Here is a 20,478-nt window from a genome sequence, read left to right as displayed (position 1 = left end):
AATTTAGATTTTCGATAACCTAAATAAAACAATTAACTTTACATTCTTTTCAAAAATAGGAAATAATTCTAATATCTAAAGTCTAATATCTAAAATCTGCAATGCTATACGAAGGCGTACTAACCAAAATGCAAACCGAATTTTCAAATCCGATAGCCTATTATTTGGTGTTTGAAAATAGCTTTTTAAACCTTAACCAATTGTTGGGTAAAGAGTTGGAAATAGTGCATCAAGGGTATCAATGTTTGGAATGTGGGAAGAAGAAAAAAATATTTCGACAAGGATTTTGTTACGATTGTTTTATGGGAAGTGCATCGGCTGGCGATTGGATCATGAAACCCGAATTGAGTACCGCACATTTGGATATTGAAGATCGTGATTTAGACTATGAAAAAAAAGTGCAATTGCAACCGCATATTGTCTATTTGGCATTGTCGAGTGAAGTGAAGGTAGGGGTAACCCGTAAAACGCAAGTGCCCACTCGTTGGATTGATCAAGGAGCGATTCAGGCGATTCCAATTGTGGAAGTTCCCAATCGTTATTTGGCTGGAATTACCGAAGTAGCACTAAAAAGTTTGTATGCCGATAAAACCAATTGGCAAAAAATGCTCAAAGGAGAAATCCCAGCGGTTGATTTAATTTCAGAGCGAAATGGTTTGAAATATGTGATCCCAAAAGAAGTGCAAGAATATTACCACCCTGAAAGTAACGACTTATACGAATTGCAATATCCTGTTTTAGAATATCCAAAGAAAGTGACGAGCTTAAATTTAGATAAATCTCCAAATTTTTCCGGAAAACTAATGGGAGTAAAAGGACAATATCTGATTTTCGAAGACGGGACCGTTTTTAATATTCGAACCTATGAAGGATATGTAGTCAGGATATCTCTATAGTTTAAGATGAAATAAACGAAGTTAATGCTATCATGTTTTCAGCATCAATCATGGCCTTTTTTAATGAGCTAATAAGGTGGTCTGAAATTAACGGGTTGACTTCCTTTTTTTTGTAAACAGTATTGGCTAGATTAGAAAGGTGTGCGACCAATTTTTTTATTTCTGTCAGATCAAAAATCCCATTTTCGGCTTTATAAGCTATTTTATTGGCTTCTTCATGTAAAAATTTCGCTTGTGTAAAAATATCCGAATTATAATCCGAAGCATTTACGATACTGTAAATACTGCCAATGTCACCTGCTAAAGTGATAATGGCAGCAGTTATTTTTTGTATGTCAGAAATTTTAGCTTCTGTATTCATCTATTTCTGTCTTTTATTAAGGATTTTTCTTTTTTCCGAACAAACCATTCAATACTTGATTCGCGGTGTTTTTAACAGCATCTTTTTTAGGATCACTTGTTTTGGAAGTGTCTTTTGGTTTTCCACCAGATAATATATTGCTCAAAGCATCCGTTCCTTTTCCAAGGTATTTTTCCTTTTGCAGTTTCGCCACTTGCATGACTAAATTGCTGGTCGCTTGTTTCATATCGGTACTTACCTTTGGGTTTTTGAAATTCCCGGTCATTAGAGCCGTAATTGGCACACTTTCGATTTTAGAAGCTTCTGCTGGAGTTAGTTTGGCTAATAATTTATTGGCTTCCGCGCCTAAATATTTCGCAGGAACATCCATTTTGATATTGTAATTCATGCTTTGATCAAAGCCATGAGCCCCTCCAATCTCGGCATTAATATCTTGGTATTTCACTTTGAAAGGTTTTACGACCACTTTGCCATCTTTAAACGAAACAGCGGCTTTAATGTCGTTTAGATTGATTTTACTGACATCTAAAAACTTAACTTGAGAGCCTAAAGCGGTAAGCATTTGTGAATTCTTAGCATTTACCGTTGAAGATAATAATTGTCCCAACAAATCTCCTGTAATTGTTTTTAAATCGGGAGTCATTTCTACAGCATCCAAATTACCATTCAATTTAATAGTAGAATTTAAACGCCCTGTAATAGCACCCGCAATTGGAGCGATACTTCTTAGCATGTCTAATTGTGTAAAAGACTTGGCAATGTCTACCTTGCTTAAATCTAGTGCCATGTTGAATTTTGGCGTATTTCCCTTGGTAGATACCATTCCATTAACGCCAATTTGTCCATCGAAGATATTCGTCATTAAATTTTGAAGCGTTACCGCTTCATCACGAATAATCATTTTTCCTGAAACGGCTTTTAATGTCAAATTATCATATACCACAGTATTGGCTTTAGCAGCAATGGTACAGTCTAAGAATGCTGGAATTTTAACTGCTTCTTTCTTAGTAGCAGTTTTGCTTTCCGAACCACTAGAAGAACCACTTCCTGAGCCTGATTTCGCTTCAGGTGTTGGAGCCATAAAATCGGCAACCAAGAAATTGTTAGAGTTCAAATTGAAATTTCCTTTCAGAATTTGATTTCGGAACATAAATCCATAGAAGTTATCTAAAGTTCCAGTTACTTTAATATCAGAGTTTCCAGTAATCATATCCAAATTATTCAAACGAATCTGGCTATTGTTGAAAGCTACTGCGGCTTGTTTTATTTTTACAGGTTTTGCCATTTCTGGACCAGCATAATTAAATCCGGTTAAGGTGATATTTCCTGAATTTTGAATGTTCTCATACTGACTTTTCTCTACCGATTGCATATCAAATTTTGTTACCACATCAGCTTTTAAAATTCCAGACAAGGGTTGGTCTAGTTTTACCGGATACGCTTTTGTGAAATTACCAAGGTTAATGATACCTTTCAATTCAGCATTTACTAGCGCATTGGTCATGGCATTTCTAATATTGGCTTTGGCGTTAAATACATCTTGATCAATTTTGAAAGACAATTTATTTAAATCGACATAAGTATCATTAATTAAGCCAGTTTCATTGATGATTTTGGTATCAATGATGATATTCTGTACCGATTTTGGTAAATCCGGATATTGAAACGAAGCATTATTAGAAGCAATGGCAATATTGAATTTCGGAACCGTAGTGTCGGTTAAAGTTCCTTTTACTTTTCCATTTACGGCGAAATCACCCGTAGTTTTCACCGAATTCAAATCACCCGCATATTGCGCAGGCACTAAACCTAAGAAATTTTTGAAGGATGAGGTGGGTGTTTTAAAACTTAAATCATATTCTTGTCCATTTTCCAACAACTGGAGGAAGCCATTAAATTCTAATGGAAGTTCATTGATTTTGACTTTGTTGTCTTTAAAAGTGTATTTGTTTTTTTCTAAATCAATCCCTAAAACGGCATCTAAGGTAATGGCTACATTTTTCATGTAGTTCATCTTGTCCATGTCTAACGATAATTTAGTGGTCGAATGCGTGTCTAAATCCAATTTTTGTGTACCAAAATTACCAGTGCCTTCATGGTTTAATTCGGACATCACTAGTTTTATTTTAGAGCGCTCGTCGTAGTATTTGAATTTGAAGTTTTCAACCGAATAATTTTGGATATTCATCGAAAATGGTTTGCTTTCTTCTTTGTTGTCTTCCGGTGTAGTTTCTTTTTTAGCGATATCAAAATTTCCTTTCCCGTCTTTGTTGAAAAGAATATTGGCTAATCCATTTTTCACGGAAATTGCTTTTAGGGTCATGGGTTCTTTGCTGTTTTTCCATAATTCGGAAACCGACATCTCTAAATTTAATTCATCAAACGCCACTAATGTATCCCCTTCAAAAGGCGCTTTATTGATCACCACTAATTTTTCTATTGCCACAGTCGCTTGTGGAAAATTTTTGAACAAACTCAAATCGGCATCCGCAAAAGAAACTTTAGCATCGACACTTTCATTAATGGTTTGTTGAATTTTAGCTTTTATCTGGTCTTTAAAAAACAGCGGAATAGCGGCCAGCGCTGCAGTAATCGTTAGAACGAAAACACCAATTCCGATTGCAATTTTTTTATTTTTTGTTTTCATGGGGTTGATTTTTTATTTAAACGCAAAAAGCTTGCCTTCTAGTGCAAATTTAGAATTTATTTAACAGGAATTGATTTAAAAAATCGACAAAACTGACATTAAATTTCAGATAGCTTAAAATAAAAAATAAAAATATTATGCGTGCATAGTATTTTTCAAGTATTTTTATTTAAATTTGTAAACCAATTTTTTAAACTAAATAATTAAGAAAATGAAAATATTAGTTTGCATCAGTCATGTTCCTGATACTACTTCAAAAATTAACTTTACCAACGGTGATTCAGAATTTGACACAAACGGGGTTCAATATGTAATTAATCCAAATGACGAGTTTGGTTTAACAAGAGCCATTTGGTTTCAAGAACAACAAGGTGCCAATGTAACGGTTGTGAATGTGGGAGGTCCTGATACAGAACCAACCTTAAGAAGAGCATTAGCTATTGGAGCTAACGAAGCGATTCGTGTCAATGCGAACCCAACAGACGGAATGTTCGTAGCAAAACAATTAGCAGAAGTAATCAAAACAGGTGGTTACGATTTAGTGATTGCTGGTAGAGAATCTTTAGATTATAATGGTGGAATGGTTCCAGGTATGATTGCGGGAATTTTAGGATCTAACTTTGTAAATTCTTGTATTGATTTAAAAGTGGAAGGAACTTCAGTAACTGCTGTTCGTGAAATTGATGGAGGTAAAGAAACCGTTTCTACAAGTTTACCATTAATTGTTGGTGGTCAAAAAGGATTGGTGGAAGAAAAAGATTTACGCATTCCTAACATGCGTGGTATCATGACTGCTAGAACCAAAGCGTTACAAGTTTTAGAACCCGTAAGTGCTGATAGCAACACAAAAGCAGTAAAATTTGAAAAACCAGCTCCGAAATCGGCAGTGAAATTAATCAGTCCAGACAACCTTGACGAATTAATCAACTTATTACACAACGAAGCAAAAGTTATCTAAGCTAACTCTTTAAATTAAAAAATCATGTCAATATTAATATACGCAGAATCAGCAGAAGGTAAATTCAAGAAAGTAGCTTTCGAATTGGCTTCTTATGCAAAAAAAATAGCCGAAACTTCGGGACAAACCGTAACCGCTCTAACGATCAATATGAGTGATGTTTCAGAATTAAGTAAATACGGAGTAGATAAAGTATTAAAAGTAACTAACGATAAATTAGCCAACTTTACCGCAAAAGCTTATGCTGATGCTGTAAAACAAGCGGCTGAAAAAGAAGGCGCTAAATTAATCTTATTGTCTTCTACAACAGACAGTTTATACCTTGCACCACTAGTTTCTGTAGCGTTAAACGCAGGTTTCGCTTCAAACGTAGTGGGATTACCAGTAAGTATGTCTCCTTTCCAAGTAAAAAGAAATGCCTTTTCAAACAAAGCATTCAATATTACGGAAATTGCTACAGATGTTAAAGTATTGTGTTTGGGTAAAAACTCTTACGGAATTTTCGAAAATGCAGGAGCTGCTGCGGCTGAAGATTTCGCACCATCTATTTCTGATGCCGATTTTGGTGTTAAAGTACAATCGGTAGAAAAAGGATCTGGAAAAGTAACGATTGCTGATGCAGATGTTGTAGTTTCTGGTGGTCGTGGAATGAAAGGTCCAGAAAACTGGGGATTAATTGAAGATTTAGCGGCGGTACTTGGTGCAGCTACGGCATGTTCAAAACCAGTTTCTGACATTGGTTGGAGACCTCACAGCGAGCACGTGGGACAAACAGGAAAACCGGTGGCAACGAACTTGTATATTGCCGTGGGTATTTCGGGAGCGATTCAGCACATTGCTGGAATCAACTCTTCTAAAGTAAAGGTAGTAATCAACTCTGATGCTGATGCACCTTTCTTTAAAGTAGCCGATTATGGTGTAGTAGGAGATGCTTTTGAAGTACTTCCAAAATTAATTGAAAAATTAAAAGCTTTCAAAGCACAAAATTCATAATAATCAATGTTGAATTGATTAAAAAAGAGTCACATTTTGTGGCTCTTTTTTGTTTAAAAAAGTAAAAGTTTTTTGTTACTTTGCAGTTCGTAGTAGTGTAAAATAAATTATTACAGTAAAAATAGAGAAACGGAAATGGCTTCCTTCCTCGCAATGACAATACAATGAGTTTAGTAAAACTAACTATAAAAGGAATTTCTTACAGTCAAACCCAAAATGGGGCCTATGCTTTAATTTTAAATGAAGTGGATGGTGATCGTAAACTGCCTATCGTTATTGGCGCCTTTGAAGCACAATCAATCGCAATCGCTTTAGAAAAAGAAATAAAGCCGCCAAGACCATTAACACATGATTTATTTAAAAATTTTGCCGACCGATTTGACATTGTCATCAAACAGGTTATTATTCATAAGTTGGTTGACGGGGTGTTCTATTCCAGTATGATTTGCGAGCGGGACAAAATTGAAGAAATTATTGACGCGAGAACTTCCGATGCGATTGCTTTGGCATTACGTTTTAATGCGCCAATTTTTACGTATAAAAACATTTTAGACAAAGCAGGTATTTACTTAAAAGTAAATCCTGATTCGGAAAATCCAGAAGAACAATTAGACGATATTTTATCCTCTCCTGAAACTTTTGGACTTAGTGATGAAGATACCAAAAATATATATGCCAAGAATAGTCTTTCCGAATTGCACGAATTGTTAGATCAAGCGGTGCAAGAGGAAGATTATGAAAAAGCAGCTAAAATTAGAGACGAAATTTCAAAAAGAGAATCCTAAAAGTTTATTTGTTGATTTGGTTATTCGTTTATTCGATTCCACAAATCCACGAATTAACACATAAACAAAGAAGATGAAGCAGTATTTAGATTTAGTGAGCCATGTTTTAGAGCATGGAAATCAAAAAGGCGACAGAACAGGAACGGGGACCAAAAGTGTTTTTGGCTACCAAATGCGTTTCGATTTGAGCGAAGGTTTTCCAATGGTAACCACTAAAAAACTGCATTTAAAATCGATTATTTACGAACTACTTTGGTTCTTGAAAGGAGACACCAATATTACTTATTTAAAAGAAAATGGGGTTAAAATTTGGGACGAATGGGCTGATGAAAATGGTGATTTAGGACCGGTTTATGGCCACCAATGGCGCAATTGGAACAGCGAAGAAATTGATCAAATTACTGAATTAATTGAAACCCTAAAATCCAATCCAAATAGCCGAAGAATGTTGGTTTCTGCCTGGAATCCTTCGGTTTTGCCAGATACATCCAAATCATTTGCTGAAAATGTAGCCAACGGGAAAGCAGCTTTGCCACCTTGTCATGCTTTCTTTCAGTTTTATGTCGCCGACGGGAAATTGTCTTGTCAATTGTACCAACGCAGTGCCGATATCTTTTTAGGAGTGCCGTTTAACATCGCTTCTTATGCTTTATTTACCATGATGGTAGCGCAAGTGTGTGACCTACAAGTAGGCGATTTTATTCACACGTTTGGCGATGCACACATCTACAACAACCACATGGAGCAATTGGAATTGCAGTTGTCTCGCGAACCAAAACCGCTTCCAAAAATGATTTTAAATCCTGAAGTAAAAAACATCTTCGATTTCACTTTTGAAGACTTTACTTTGGTTGACTATGACCCACACCCACATATTAAAGGGGTCGTAGCGGTTTAATTCCATAACTAATTCCATGAAAAAATTACTAACACTAGCTTTTGTATTAGCTACCACTTTGCTATTTGGGCAAACAGAAAAATATAAAAAATATTATTTAGATTCTTTGGGTTTTGAAACAGCTGTAAAAGATCACAAATATTATAGAATTATTAAGGACTATCACTTAAAAAAAAATGAATATGAAGTTACCGACTATTATCTGGGCGGTCGAATAAAAACTGAGAGAACTTATAGCTCCAAGTTTCACCACTCTCCAATTGGCTCTGAAAAAGAATACTATCCTTCAGGACAATTGAAAAATCATAGGAATTACAATCTTAACTCTGAACTATATGGGCCATATATTTCCTTTTATGAAAATGGGAAAAAGGAAATTGAAGGAGAAGTTATCAAGATTAAAATAGACTCTGTTAAAGAACATCAGGTTTTAAAGATTGTATCTTATTGGGATGAAAACGGAACACAAAAAGTATTTGAAGGCAAAGGGTTTATGATTGAAAAAGATGTGAATAATATTGAATCATCAAGAGGTAAATTGGAGAATGGATTGAAAACAGGAATATGGACAGGATTTAATTCAAAATATAAACTTCAATTTGCGGATCAATACGAATCAGGAATTTTTATGGGCGGCATGAGCAAAGATGGAAATGGTAATGAAAATGCATATGTAAATATTGAAAGACAACCCGAATTTAAAGGAGGGAAAGAAGCGTATGTGAATTTTGTTCAAAAAAAATTCAGAATTCCAGAAGTTGACAGAGATATTAAAGGACGTATATACATTAAGTTCAATGTTAATCCTGATGGGAATGTTTCAGATGCTGAAATCATTCGCGATTTGGATGAAAAGTTGTCTAAAGAGGCGATACGATTTGTTTATTCAACCAGTGGATTATGGACTCCCGGCGAATACAGAGGATTCAAAGTAAAAGCAAATTTTACATTGCCAATAGCAATAGACGTTGATGTTGTAAATAAATCTAGATTAAATTAAATTCCATATCTTTAAATCCGTAAACTTTTTCATTTATGGACACCAACCAACACGAATTATACGAATATGCGCGTTTGCGATTAAAGCAAAAGAAAAAATTATACTTTCATTTTGTGCTTTTTGTATTAGGAAGTATCTTCTTTGTAATTGCTAATCGCTTATTAGGCGTTTTTCCGGAAACACATTGGTTTTTATGGGCAATCACGATTTGGAGCTTTATTTTCATCCTTCATTTCATCCGTGTGTTTATTACCGATAGTTTTATGAATAAAAACTGGGAGCGCAGCCAAATAGACAAATTGATTGCCAAACAAGAACGCAAAATAGAACAACTTCAAAAAGATTTAGATAAAGATGTCTAAAAATATTACGCTCATTGCCGCTGCCGGACAAAACAATGAATTGGGAAAGGACAATGATTTGTTGTGGCATTTGCCCGATGATTTCAAACGCTTTAAAGCCATAACTACAGGGCATTACATCATAATGGGAAGAAAAACTTTTGAAAGTTTTCCGAAACCGTTACCCAATAGAACCCATGTTATCATCACTCGAAGCGAAACCTATAGTGTTCCCGATGGGTGTATTGTAGTCAATTCCCTAAAAAAAGCGATTGATGTTTGTCCAGAACGCGAAACTGTTTACATTATTGGTGGTGGCGAAATTTACAAACAAAGCATCGATTTTGCAGATTGCATAGAACTCACACGCGTACACAATAGCTTCGAAGCCGATACTTTTTTTCCGGAAATTGATTTGAAAGAATGGGAAGTAACACATTCGGAATTTCATGACAAAGACGAGAAGCATCTGTATTCCTTTACTTTTGAAACCTATAGAAAAAAAGCATAAAAAAAGCACCTCTAAATGAAAGAGGTGCTTTTATTCTAATGTTTCGTCTTGGTAAAAATTCAATCGATTTTGTTTTTCATCGTTTTATCAAAGTTATATTGACCGATAAAAAAACTAGAGAGGTGAATCTCTAACGTTGTATTACCAAATACCACTAAAGTAATACAACAAAACTAAAATTTCCAAAAACAAATTTAACCCAAAGAACGTTTGTGACACTAAATAAAGTAGAGATAAAAAATTTCTACATTTAGACTTGATTGAATAAAGCAATAATTGTGTCGTAATTATTGTTTTTCTTTACCATTAAGTTAAAAAAACTTTTAACGATTAATTAGAATATAAATTTAACACATTTATTTAACTCTCACAATACCAAATACTTGGTATTTTAACAAATACACGTTTTCAGTTAGAATTAACGATAATTATTTAAATTTTATCGACAAACAACACCTTTTTATGTATTAAAAATTAAATTCTATATTTGTTCAAAATTATTTTCATGTCAATTAGTACAAAACCTTATAAAAATTCCGCTACAAGTAAGAAAGAACAGGTCTCCGAAATGTTTGACACTATTTCTGAGAACTATGATAATTTAAATAGAGTAATCTCTTTCGGAATTGATGTTAAATGGCGTAAAAAGATTTTAAAAATGGTTTCCGAAAAGCAACCAAAACAAATTCTAGACATTGCTACGGGAACAGGTGATTTGGCGATTCTGATGGCCAACACTAACGCAGACAAAATTATTGGATTGGATATTTCAGCCGGAATGTTGGAAGTAGGGAAACAAAAAATTTTTCAAAAAAATCTTTCTGATAAAATTGAAATGATTTTAGGTGATTCGGAGAACATGCCGTTTGAGGACAACTCGTTTGATGCTGTAACAGTTGCTTTCGGAATAAGAAACTTCGAAAATCTAGAAAAAGGATTGTCAGAAATTTTACGTGTATTAAAGCCAAATGGAATTTTTGTTATTTTAGAAACATCTGTACCGGAAAAATTTCCATTCAAACAAGGATATAGTATTTATACCAAAAACATCATGCCTTTAATTGGGAAACTGTTTTCAAAGGATAAAGTGGCGTATCAATATTTGGCCGATTCTGCATCTATTTTTCCATACGGGGAACGTTTAAACAATATTTTGACAAAAATTGGGTTTATAAATGTAAAACATGCACCACAAACATTTGGTGTGGCTACTATATATTCGGCTTCGAAACAATAAACATGAAAAAAATATTTTTAATAGTACTTATTATAATTTCAACCATTAGCAACGCGCAAATATTTAAAAAAAGCATGTTCGCTAAAAAACCTATTATTAACCTAGAAAATTTTGACAAACAAAGGCTACATTTTGGTTTCTTTTTAGGGTTTAATAATTATGATTTTAAAATCGATAAAAAAATCGACGACAAAGAAGATATTATTGTCGATAGTCAAATGGGTTTTAATGTGGGTTTGATTTCTAATTTACGCCTTCATGAATACATTGATTTGCGTTTTGAGCCAGGATTGTATTATGGGCAACGTAATTTGCATTTTCCTCATCTAACGGATGAAGTGGATGCTTTACGAGAAGTGAAATCGACGTATATCCATTTTCCTTTATTGTTGAAATTTTCGTCCAAACGTATCGGAAATATTAAGCCATATTTATTAGGTGGAGTAGCTACAGCGATGAACTTGTCTAGTAATGCCAAATCATTAGACGATAACTCTTCCGACCGATTTAGAATGAAGAAAAACACTAATTTTTATGAAATAGGAGCTGGAATTGATTTATATTTTGAATACTTCAAGTTTTCGCCTTCCATTCGTGGTGTTTTCGGTATGAAAAACGAACTTATTCCAGATAATGATCCAAATAGTCCATGGACGGGGAATGTGGCCTCAATGCAAACACGTGGCGTATTTATCAATTTTGCCTTTCATTAAAACTTCGTTTAAATTCACTTAAAACTATTGCCGTAGCTGTGGCTACATTCAAACTTTCGGTACGTTGCAGGTTTCCAAATCGCGGTATTGCAATTTTTTCAGTGACATGCTTTTCTATAGCTGCAGAAATGCCATTGGCTTCGTTTCCTAAAACAATAATTCCTTCTTGGTGAAGATTCTTTTTATAGATGTTTTCACCTTCCATGAAAGTGCCGTAAATGGGAAGTTCTGTTTTTGATAAATAATTGTTTAAATCAAGGTAGGTAATGTTTACTCGGCTTATAGAGCCCATCGTGGCTTGAACCACTTTTGGGTTGTACACATCAACACATTCTGAAGAACATACCATTTGAGAAATGCCAAACCAATCACACAAACGAATGATGGTGCCTAAATTTCCCGGATCTCGAATATCATCCAGCGCAATAATTAATCCACTAGTATTTATTTTAGCTTCCGTTGGAATTTTAAATAAGGCCAAACAATCATTTGGAGTTTTGAGTGCCGAAATTTTCTTTAAATCCGATTCGGATATGATACTTTTCTTGTCTTCTGAAATTTCAGGAAACATAGCGGAAGTACAAAAGACATGAACCAATTCTAAAGTGGAATCAATAAGTTCTTCAATAACTTTAATGCCTTCTGCAAAAAACAACTGTTCTTGTTTTCTGTATTTTTTTTGTTGTAAACTCGTTATAAGTTTGATTTGGTTTTTGCTAAGCATCTTTTTAAGGAATTAAAGCGAAATTTTTAACCAAAAACTTTCCATTTTTTACAGTGCCTGAGACTTTAGCTTTGCGAATGGCATTACAAAATCCATCTTTGGCATGCGAATCGCCGTGATCATCAATTGTGGTGCCCACTAAATAATAAGCTTTATTGTCTAAACGAATGGCCAAATCACAACCTCTGTCTTTTAATCCAAATTGGCATTGCCCACAGGAAGCCTCCACAATTTGATTTTTGATCTGTTTCTTTTTTTCTTGAGCTACTACATTAAGAGAAAGTAGCAACGCAACTAGGAATAGTATGTTTTTCATGTTTTAATCGGTTTAATTCACAGCGTTTTGGACCACATTTTAATCTTCTTGGACCACATGAAGTGGCAAGAATTAGTACTACAAAAATCAGGATAACTTTTTTCATATGCTAATTTAAATGTTGTCGTAATAGAAAGGGCCAAAAAAGTGCTACATTTTAGGTTAAAAAATTTAAATTCTCCCCAGGAGCCATTTCTACAGGAAACTCGTTGGCTCTAAACAATCGAGCGGTTAAATTTCCTCTGATTATAACATCCTTATCATATACTTCAAGCCAACTTCCTTCACGCAACCCAAGAACAGAGATTGGATTTATTTTGTGAAATTCATTAATTCTGGTTTCTCTGGTTTCCCCCATATGTGTGGAACCATCTATTGGATCTAAATAATGTGGGTTTAAGTTGAAATTGATTAAGGCTAACGCATCAAAACTTGGAGGTAAAACAATTGGCATATCATTGGTATTATTAATGGTTTTTCCGCCAATATTGCTTCCAGCGCTCGTGCCTAAATATGGAGTACCGTTTTCAATAACTTCTTTTAACGGTTCGATCAATTTGTTTTCATATAATTTAGATATCAATAAAAAAGTATTGCCGCCGCCCGTAAATATAGCTTCGGCATTTTTTATAGCCTCTATTGGGTTTTCAAATTCATGAATCCCTTTTACTGTGATGTTTATTCTTGAAAAAGCTTCACCGACTTTAGAAGTATAATCCTCATAAGAAATACCGCTTGGTTGTGCATACGGAATGAAAAGCAAAGTTTTTACACCAACGAAATGGTTGGCTAAAGTGGGAAGTAAATAGTCTAAATAACTTCCATTATATAGTGTTGAGGTACTGGCAAGAATGACTTTTTTCATCGTTAGTTTTTTCTAAAAGCCAAAGATATTGAGAATTAACAAATATTTACCAATCCGTTAATAGCATTTTGGGAATACTCATTTTTATTTTTACCATTCAAATGAAGGTATGAAGAATTTATTGTTTTTCTTTTTAATAGGTGTTCAAAGTGTTTTTTCTCAGTCAGTACTGAAGGGGAAGATAATTTCGGATGGCGCTATTTTAGATTCGGTTTTTGTGGTCAATAATTCGACTAAACAAACCGCCTATACTTTAAAGGATGGATCCTTTACGATAGCTGCTTGTCCAAATGATGAACTTGTTTTGGCATCTCCCAAAATGGAAGGACTACAAATTAAATTGAATTCGAATTCCTTTAAAATGGATCCATTAATCATTGCAGTGAAAATAAAGGCTTTCGAGTTAGACGAAATAAAAGTGAGTCATATTACGGCAAAATCTTTGGGAATCATTAGTAAAAGTGTAAAAACATATACACCGGCCGAAAGAAAACTGTACACCGCTTTGGGAGGGCAAAAAAATCTTTACGGAACCAATACGCGTATTTCAGTAGATGGGATTTTGAATGCTATTTCGGGTAGAACAGCTTCGTTAGAAAAAATTGTGCAAGTTGAAAAATATGAGACTAACTCTCAAAAAATGCTATATTTACTCACCGAAGACTTTTTTCTAACGACTTTAAAAATTTCCAAAGAAAGCTTAGAAGGATTTCTGGTATATACTTCCGAAAATTTAGGGATTGCCAAACTATTAACGGATAAAAATATTGCAGCATTAAAATTGCGATTGGTTGAAATGGCATTCAAGTTCAAAGAAATGAAGGGTGAATAATGTATAAAATTCTGTTTTTTCTGTGTTGCATACAAAGTGTTTTCTCTCAATCCATCTTGAAGGGAAAAGTGATTGCAGATGGAAATCCCGACGGAATTATGATTGTTAATTACACTACAAAAGCCAACACCGTTACTCAAAATGGAGGTTTTTTTACTATAGAAGCCAAAGTGAATGATAAACTAGTGGTCACTTCCAATGCCATTCATGGCGTTGAAATCAAATTGGATAGCTATTCCTTTACAAAAGAAATGTTGTACATAAAAGTGCAATCCAAAGTAAATCAACTAGAGGAAGTGTATGTCAAGTCAATTACAGCAAAATCATTAGGTATCGTTTCTAAAGATATAAAAACCTATACACCAGCCGAACGAAAATTACGCACTGCCGAAAAATTAAAATGGTACAGTCCACTTTTAATTCCATTAGGAGGGATGAGTGTGGATGGTATGATCAATCAAATTAGTGGTCGCACAGCAATGTTAAAAAAAGAAGTGCAAATTGAACGTAAAGAAAAGCTGTTGGAAAAAGTGGAAGTGATGTTTGAAGAGTCATTTTATACTCAAAATTTAAAAATTCCAAAAGAAAACGTCAAAGGTTTTCAGTTGTATTCGTTAGATTATCCAAAATTCACACAAGCCGTTAAAGAGAATAATCGATTTTTGGCTGTATTTTTGCTAGGAGATATTGCAACGCAGTATAAAATGCTAATTTTGTCTGAAAACAACCCAAAATAAGAATGAAAAAGTATCTTCAAATAGCGATTCTAACTTTTGTAATCATTGGATTTTCTTCGTTTACTATCCATAAATTTTATGTCTCAATTTATCAAATAAACTATGTAACGGAAAAGAAAATGTTGCAAATAACCTCGCGCATATTTGTAGATGATTTAAATAAAATGCTTTCCGAAAAATACAAGACCAAAGTGAATTTAGGGGAAAAAGAAGAATCCATTCAAGATGTAGAAGTAATGAAAAAATACATCTTCGAAAATTTCAAAATTACAGTGAATGGCAAACCCAAAACTATTCATTTTGCCAATAAAGAAATGGAAGGAAATGTATTGATATGCTACTATAATGTTAAGGAGATTCCAAAAATCAAAACGTTGGAAATTGTTAATTCCGTTTTGTTAGATTTAAACGATGAGCAACAAAATATTGTCCATACTACTGTTTTGGGAAATAAAAAGAGTTTTCTTTTTTCAGGGACAAATGCAAAAGGTTTGTTAAAAAACTAAAAAAATTATATTCCCGCGTTTATTTTTTTAAATTTATCACTCAAATTTAGTCCTATTTTAATCGGTTATGAAGAATTTAAAGCTTTTATTGATTGCATTATCTGTTTCAGGTAGTGTTTTTGCACAAGATCCAGTACAGCAAAAACCAAAGCAAGAAGGTCATGGAGATACCAGTAAATTTCGTCAAATGTATGATTTGATGGCTACTCCTAATATGTATCGTACGGCTTCAGGGGCACCTGGTCCGGAATACTACCAACAAAGAGCCGATTATAAAATGGACATCGAATTGGACGATAAAAAGGCACGTCTATATGGTGTAGAAACCATTACGTATACGAATAATGCTAAAGAATCTTTAGATTATTTATGGGTGCAGTTAGACCAAAACCATTTTGCCAAAACGTCAAAAACACCATTGGTTCGAAGTGAAAAAATAGATGCAGCCATGAGTGCCAGAGGTTTTTCTCGTACTTATATGGAAGAAAAGTTTGATGGAGGTTTTAAAATCGACTACGTTCAAGATGTCACAGGAGCACCAATTTCGTATACCGTTAATGAAACAATGATGCGAATTAACCTAAAAACGCCATTAGCATACGGACAAAAATTTACTTTCAAAATCAAATGGTGGTACAATATTGGAAATTATATGGTTGATGGTGGACGTAGTGGTTATGAGCAATTTCCAGATGGAAACAGGTTATATGTACTCGCACAGTTTTTCCCAAGAATGGCCGTTTATAATGATGTTGAAGGTTGGCAAAACATGCAATTTTGGGGACAAGGTGAATTTGCGTTGCCATTTGGTAACTATGAAGTAAATATTACGGTTCCTGCGGACCATCTTATGGAAGCAACGGGAAGTCTTCAAAATAGAGCAGAAGTAATTTCTCCAGCACAATTACAACGTTATTTATTGGCTGAAAAATCATTTGACAATCCAGTAATTATCGCTACTCAAGCAGAAGCTATTGAAAGAGAAAAATCAATTTCTGATAAAAAGAAAACTTGGAAATTTAAAGCCGAAAATGTTCGTGATTTCGGAATTTCTACCTCTAGAAAATTTATTTGGGATGCTATGGCAGTCAAATTAGGTGGAAAAACAGTAATGGCGACTTCAGTGTATCCTAAAGAAGGAAACCCGCTTTGGGAACAGTATTCTACAAGAGCAGTAGCACATACCTTAAAAAGTTATTCAAGCCATACATTTGATTATCCTTATCCAAAAGCTGTTTCTGTAAATGCACAGGACCAAGGGATGGAATACCCAATGATTTGTTGGAATTTCGGTCGTCCAGATGAAAATGGTGTGGTGTCCGACAGAACAAAATACGGCATGTTAGGTGTAATTATTCACGAAGTAGGACACAATTTTTTCCCAATGATTGTGAATTCAGACGAGCGTCAATGGACATGGATGGATGAAGGTCTAAATACTTTTATGGAATATTTAGCTGAAATAGAATGGGAAGCTAATTTCCCAGTTGATAGAGGACCAGCTAAATTAATTGTTCCTTATATGAGTGGTGATCAAAACTGGATTGAACCTATTATGTCAAATTCGGAAGTGATTAAGCAATTTGGAAATAACGCTTATGGAAAGCCAGCAGCTGGATTGAATATTTTACGTGAAACGATTATGGGACGAGAATTGTTCGACCACGCGTTTAAAACCTATGCAAACCGTTGGAAATTCAAACACCCAACACCAGAAGATTTCTTTAGAACAATGGAAGATGCTTCTGGAGTTGATTTGGATTGGTTTTGGAGAGGTTGGTTTTACACTACTGATTATACTGATATTGGTGTAAAAGAAGTAAAACAATTTTATGTTTCTAATGATGAGCCTGCGGGTTTTAAAGCTCAAGAAACAAACAGACGTAACCGATTTAGAAATACGGGGCCAAAAGTGTATATGGTGGATAGCGCTAGTGCCGATTTCAAACCAGAAATGAACACTAGTTTTGATGCAAAATTGGTAAAAACATTAGACGAATACATATCAAAAACATTTAGTGAAGAAGAAAAAGTGAAGTTAGTAGCTCCGAAATATTTTTACCAAGTTACTTTTGATAAACCAGGAGGATTGGTAATGCCATTAATCGTAGAACTTACGTTTGAAGACGGGACAACTGAAAATCACAAATTCCCAGCCCAAATTTGGCTTAAAAACGATAAAGAAGTTTCTAGAACTTTTGCGACTCAAAAGATTATTAAAAAAATCAAAGTAGACCCTAAAGAAGAAACTGCCGATATAGATGTCACTAATAATGCTTGGCCAAAAGAGGAAGTAAAGTCAAAATTTGAATAAACAATTTTTTATAAAAGGATTAACTAAAAGTTCAATTTAAACAAAGGTGCATTTTTGTACCTTTGTTTTTTAATTTAAAAGAAAAGCTAATGTTTGGAATTGGTGGAGGCGAATTAATTTTAATCATCTTTATAGCGTTAATGTTGTTTGGATCAGAGAAGATTCCAGATATTGCACGTGCCCTAGGAAAAGGAATGGCGCAGCTTAAAAACGCTACCAACGAAATTAAATCGGAAATTCAAAATAGTGCAAATACTCCTGAAATTTCAAATCTTACCGATAATTTCTCAAAAGAAGTAGATGCAATTAAAGAAAGTATTAAAGGTAGAATCACCCAAGATTTACCTGCTGAAAATCCATTAGATATTACTTCTGAAATTAGTGAAGTCAAAGAGAATTTTGAAGACTTAACAGGACCTATAAAACGTCAGCTCTAATGTTGGAAAAACTGATACAAGTAGATAAAAGTTTATTGGTTTTCCTCAACGGATTGGGTTCTGAAAACTTTGATGGTTTTTGGTTGTTCATTACCAAGCAGTTGCATTTAACGCCTTTTTTTGTAGTGATGCTGTATTTGGTGTATAAAAAGTTGGGAAGCTGGAAGAACTTCTTGTTGGTTATCCTTTCTATTGCTTTATTAATCACCATAACCGATCAATTTACCAATCTGATAAAAGATACTTTTCAGCGATTGCGACCGTGTAATGATCCGCAAATAAACGGAATTATCAGAATTGTAAAAACCAGCGACACCTATAGTTTTTTCTCAGGTCATGCCGCCAATTCTATGGCGAGTACCATGTTTGTCTTTATGATTTTGAAAAAGCATTACAAATATGCCTTTTTACTTTTTTTATTCCCTTTGATATTTGCTTATAGCCGAATTTACTTGGGACTGCATTTCCCTGGAGATATTCTAACGGGTTATTTGGTAGGCGCTACTTTTGGGTTTGGTTTTTATAAGTTGTACGAAATAATACTTTTAAAATACTTTCCAAAATTATAGTACACGACTCACGGTCAAGCCATCACGTATCGGAAGTAAAACAGTTTCCACTCTTGGATCTTCTTTGATGATTTTGTTGTATTCCAATAGAATTTGAGTGCTTTTATCGTTTGGATTTACTTCTTCCAGTACTTTTCCACTCCATAAAACATTGTCGGATAAAATAATACCTCCTTTATTCATTAATGGGACAATCATTTCGAAGTAATTGATGTAATTTTCTTTATCGGCATCAATAAATACCAAATCAAATTTTTTATTAAGTGTAGGGATGATGTCCAAGGCATCACCTAGATGTGCCTGAATTTGATTGGCCCAAGGCGATTGGCCAAAATATTTTCGTTGAAAATCAACCAACTCTTCTTTGATGTCAATAGTGTCTAGAGTTCCGTTTTCGGGTAAGCCTTCGGCTAAACACAAAGCGGCATAACCAGTATATGTCCCAATTTCCAAAATGTTTGTAGGGCGAATTATTTTAGAGAGCATGCTCAAAACCCTTCCCTGAAAATGCCCGCTCAACATTCGAGGTTGCAATACTTTTTGATGCGTTTCTTTGTTCAAACGGACCAATAATTCGGGTTCATTTTCACTATGCTTGGCTACATAGTCTTCTAATTCTTCGGAAATAAAATGCATAAGGTTGTAAATTACAAGTGCAAAAATACAAATAACTAAGCGAAAAAGAAAAAGCGGAAAGTTTCCTTTTCGCTTTTCAAATTCAACCAAAAAATTATATTTATTTAACTAGACTTTCTATTATTTTTTGAACAGGCAATATGGCTTTCGAATGTTCAATCGTAGGGCCTGCTACCCAAACCGTTTTATAGGTCGCTTGTGTGGCTGCTTTCGTAACCGCATTATTTCCAATCATAAAACGAATGAGTTTCGCCCACTTTTTGAAGCGTTTATTGGTGTTTAAAAAGCGTTCAAACCAATTTAATTTAGTGCCAATTTGTTGTACGTAGGGCGTATTAATAACCGTGCAGGGAGTACCTGAAATTTTTTCGGTCATCACAATGTCTTTAGCACCATAATCAACACAAGCTTGTTTGTATTCTTGCGAAACAGTGGCTTCAATAGACGGGATAAATAAACTACCAATGGAAGCTCCAATGGCTCCTGCCGCTAGCATTTTGTCTAAATCTGATTTGTTGCCCACACCACCCGCAGAAATAACGGGTAATGAAGTATTGTCGTTTAACAATTGGATTAATTCTTCTGGATTAAAGTTACCTCTGTGTCCGCCTGCTTGGTTATTGACAGCAATCAGAGCATCAGCTTTTAAGCTTTCAACTTTTTTTGCAAAACCCAAATCAGTCACGTCACAAAAAACTTTGACACCAACTTTATGTGCTTCTTTAATTGTTTCTTCTGGACTTCCCAAAGAGGTAATGATAAAATCTACCTTTTCTTCGCACAATACTCGAAGTTGGTCTTTGTATTTGATATTCGATTTGTTGACAATCAAATTGAATCCAAAACTTCCGCCAGGGACTTTTGCAGCTCTCAATTCGGCTATAGCCGCCTTTAATTCTTCTAAAGTCCTATAATTTAATGCCGGAATGCATCCTGCAACACCTGCTTTCATTCCTTCAATAACCATTGCTGTATTCGACACCAAAAACATTGGAGCCATTATAATAGGATGTTTGATTTGTAGTATTTCCTGTAATGTTGGTTTCATAACTGAAGGAATTTAGTTAATATTTATCAAATATACTAAAAATTAGTATGCATGCATATTAAAAAATAGTAATTATAATAGATAATCGATGTGAGTTTACAACTGGCAATGAAATTCTTATTGCTGTTCAAATTTTAGAATTCCTATCTTTGCA

The 20,478-nt window shown here is 34.4% G+C and carries 23 protein-coding genes; 16 read left to right on the top strand and 7 right to left on the bottom strand.

The genetic code is table 11. From position 1 onward, the window contains the following. The first annotated feature begins 101 nt into the window (after nucleotides 1-101). Nucleotides 102-896, top strand: coding sequence for a DUF2797 domain-containing protein (locus EQG63_RS01740; protein WP_129433802.1), 795 nt, complete (start codon nucleotides 102-104; stop codon nucleotides 894-896). A gap of 1 nt (nucleotide 897) precedes the next feature. Here the strand turns inward: EQG63_RS01740 and EQG63_RS01735 are convergent, their stop codons facing one another. Next, on the bottom strand, nucleotides 898-1,257 hold the full coding sequence (locus EQG63_RS01735) for a hypothetical protein (RefSeq protein WP_129433800.1): 360 nt from the start codon (nucleotides 1,255-1,257) through the stop codon (nucleotides 898-900). A gap of 16 nt (nucleotides 1,258-1,273) precedes the next feature. After that, nucleotides 1,274-3,904: an AsmA-like C-terminal region-containing protein gene (locus EQG63_RS01730; protein ID WP_129433798.1), complete on the bottom strand. Its 2,631-nt coding sequence runs from the start codon at nucleotides 3,902-3,904 to the stop codon at nucleotides 1,274-1,276. A gap of 211 nt (nucleotides 3,905-4,115) precedes the next feature. On the opposite strand from EQG63_RS01730, the gene EQG63_RS01725 reads away from it, so the two are divergent. From EQG63_RS01725 to porT, 9 genes are all read left to right on the top strand, one after another. After that, nucleotides 4,116-4,862 carry an electron transfer flavoprotein subunit beta/FixA family protein gene (locus EQG63_RS01725; RefSeq protein ID WP_129433796.1) on the top strand — a complete coding sequence of 249 codons (747 nt, stop codon included), beginning with the start codon at nucleotides 4,116-4,118 and terminating at the stop codon, nucleotides 4,860-4,862. A gap of 24 nt (nucleotides 4,863-4,886) precedes the next feature. Then, on the top strand, nucleotides 4,887-5,855 hold the full coding sequence (locus EQG63_RS01720; RefSeq protein WP_129433794.1) for an electron transfer flavoprotein subunit alpha/FixB family protein: 969 nt from the start codon (nucleotides 4,887-4,889) through the stop codon (nucleotides 5,853-5,855). 164 nt (nucleotides 5,856-6,019) lie between these two features. Continuing rightward, nucleotides 6,020-6,640 carry a bifunctional nuclease family protein gene (locus EQG63_RS01715; protein WP_129433792.1) on the top strand — a complete coding sequence of 207 codons (621 nt, stop codon included), beginning with the start codon at nucleotides 6,020-6,022 and terminating at the stop codon, nucleotides 6,638-6,640. Nucleotides 6,641-6,713: 73 nt separating this feature from the next. Further along, entirely contained in the window at nucleotides 6,714-7,538 is an 825-nt protein-coding gene (locus EQG63_RS01710) for a thymidylate synthase (RefSeq protein WP_129433790.1), read from the top strand. A gap of 16 nt (nucleotides 7,539-7,554) precedes the next feature. Then, entirely contained in the window at nucleotides 7,555-8,538 is a 984-nt protein-coding gene (locus EQG63_RS01705; protein ID WP_129433788.1) for an energy transducer TonB, read from the top strand. Nucleotides 8,539-8,573: 35 nt separating this feature from the next. Continuing rightward, entirely contained in the window at nucleotides 8,574-8,900 is a 327-nt protein-coding gene (locus EQG63_RS01700) for a 2TM domain-containing protein (RefSeq protein ID WP_129433786.1), read from the top strand. Then, complete coding sequence (locus EQG63_RS01695) at nucleotides 8,893-9,390, top strand: dihydrofolate reductase (protein WP_129433784.1); 498 nt, start codon at nucleotides 8,893-8,895, stop codon at nucleotides 9,388-9,390. Before EQG63_RS01700 ends, EQG63_RS01695 begins: the two co-directional genes overlap by 8 nt. Nucleotides 9,391-9,895: 505 nt before the next feature. After that, complete coding sequence (gene ubiE / locus EQG63_RS01690) at nucleotides 9,896-10,627, top strand: bifunctional demethylmenaquinone methyltransferase/2-methoxy-6-polyprenyl-1,4-benzoquinol methylase UbiE (RefSeq protein ID WP_129433782.1); 732 nt, start codon at nucleotides 9,896-9,898, stop codon at nucleotides 10,625-10,627. Between the two features lie 2 nt (nucleotides 10,628-10,629). After that, on the top strand, nucleotides 10,630-11,340 hold the full coding sequence (gene porT / locus EQG63_RS01685; RefSeq protein WP_129433780.1) for a type IX secretion/gliding motility protein PorT/SprT: 711 nt from the start codon (nucleotides 10,630-10,632) through the stop codon (nucleotides 11,338-11,340). Here porT and EQG63_RS01680 read toward each other — a convergent pair. The 3 genes from EQG63_RS01680 to pepE all read right to left on the bottom strand — a co-directional run bounded on the left by EQG63_RS01680 (nucleotide 11,321) and on the right by pepE (nucleotide 13,245). Then, entirely contained in the window at nucleotides 11,321-12,064 is a 744-nt protein-coding gene (locus tag EQG63_RS01680) for a TrmH family RNA methyltransferase (RefSeq protein ID WP_129433778.1), read from the bottom strand. The two genes, porT and EQG63_RS01680, sit on opposite strands and share 20 nt — an antisense overlap. Nucleotides 12,065-12,068: 4 nt before the next feature. Then, complete coding sequence (locus EQG63_RS01675; protein ID WP_129433776.1) at nucleotides 12,069-12,380, bottom strand: DUF6370 family protein; 312 nt, start codon at nucleotides 12,378-12,380, stop codon at nucleotides 12,069-12,071. A 157-nt stretch (nucleotides 12,381-12,537) separates the two neighbouring features. After that, nucleotides 12,538-13,245, bottom strand: a complete 708-nt coding sequence (gene pepE, locus EQG63_RS01670) for a dipeptidase PepE (RefSeq protein ID WP_129433774.1) — start codon at nucleotides 13,243-13,245, stop codon at nucleotides 12,538-12,540. 109 nt (nucleotides 13,246-13,354) lie between these two features. On the opposite strand from pepE, the gene EQG63_RS01665 reads away from it, so the two are divergent. The 6 genes from EQG63_RS01665 (at nucleotide 13,355) to EQG63_RS01640 (ending at nucleotide 18,640) form a co-directional block, all read left to right on the top strand. Further along, nucleotides 13,355-14,077, top strand: coding sequence for a hypothetical protein (locus EQG63_RS01665; protein WP_129433772.1), 723 nt, complete (start codon nucleotides 13,355-13,357; stop codon nucleotides 14,075-14,077). Further along, complete coding sequence (locus EQG63_RS01660; protein WP_129433769.1) at nucleotides 14,077-14,814, top strand: hypothetical protein; 738 nt, start codon at nucleotides 14,077-14,079, stop codon at nucleotides 14,812-14,814. The genes EQG63_RS01665 and EQG63_RS01660 overlap by 1 nt, the downstream gene beginning before the upstream one ends. Before the next feature lie 2 nt (nucleotides 14,815-14,816). Next, nucleotides 14,817-15,320 (top strand): DUF6702 family protein, encoded by a 504-nt coding sequence (locus EQG63_RS01655; RefSeq protein ID WP_129433767.1) that lies wholly within the window; start codon nucleotides 14,817-14,819, stop codon nucleotides 15,318-15,320. Between the two features lie 67 nt (nucleotides 15,321-15,387). After that, nucleotides 15,388-17,634: a M1 family metallopeptidase gene (locus EQG63_RS01650; protein ID WP_129433765.1), complete on the top strand. Its 2,247-nt coding sequence runs from the start codon at nucleotides 15,388-15,390 to the stop codon at nucleotides 17,632-17,634. An 89-nt stretch (nucleotides 17,635-17,723) separates the two neighbouring features. After that, the gene (locus EQG63_RS01645) at nucleotides 17,724-18,071 is read left to right on the top strand and encodes a Sec-independent protein translocase subunit TatA/TatB (RefSeq protein ID WP_129433763.1); all 348 of its coding nucleotides are present in this window, start codon (nucleotides 17,724-17,726) and stop codon (nucleotides 18,069-18,071) included. Next, on the top strand, nucleotides 18,071-18,640 hold the full coding sequence (locus EQG63_RS01640) for a phosphatase PAP2 family protein (RefSeq protein ID WP_129433761.1): 570 nt from the start codon (nucleotides 18,071-18,073) through the stop codon (nucleotides 18,638-18,640). The genes EQG63_RS01645 and EQG63_RS01640 overlap by 1 nt, the downstream gene beginning before the upstream one ends. On the opposite strand, the gene EQG63_RS01635 is transcribed toward EQG63_RS01640, so the two are convergent. Further along, the gene (locus tag EQG63_RS01635; RefSeq protein WP_129433759.1) at nucleotides 18,635-19,276 is read right to left on the bottom strand and encodes an O-methyltransferase; all 642 of its coding nucleotides are present in this window, start codon (nucleotides 19,274-19,276) and stop codon (nucleotides 18,635-18,637) included. The two genes, EQG63_RS01640 and EQG63_RS01635, sit on opposite strands and share 6 nt — an antisense overlap. A 100-nt stretch (nucleotides 19,277-19,376) precedes the next feature. Further along, complete coding sequence (locus tag EQG63_RS01630; RefSeq protein ID WP_129433757.1) at nucleotides 19,377-20,324, bottom strand: NAD(P)H-dependent flavin oxidoreductase; 948 nt, start codon at nucleotides 20,322-20,324, stop codon at nucleotides 19,377-19,379. Between the last annotated feature and the right edge of the window lie 154 nt (nucleotides 20,325-20,478).

The sequence above is a fragment of the Flavobacterium amnicola genome (assembly GCF_004122165.1).
Taxonomy (GTDB): Bacteria; Bacteroidota; Bacteroidia; order Flavobacteriales; family Flavobacteriaceae; genus Flavobacterium; species Flavobacterium amnicola.
The sequence above is the reverse complement of the archived record's forward strand: the minus strand, read 5'-3'. Positions and strand labels throughout refer to the sequence as shown.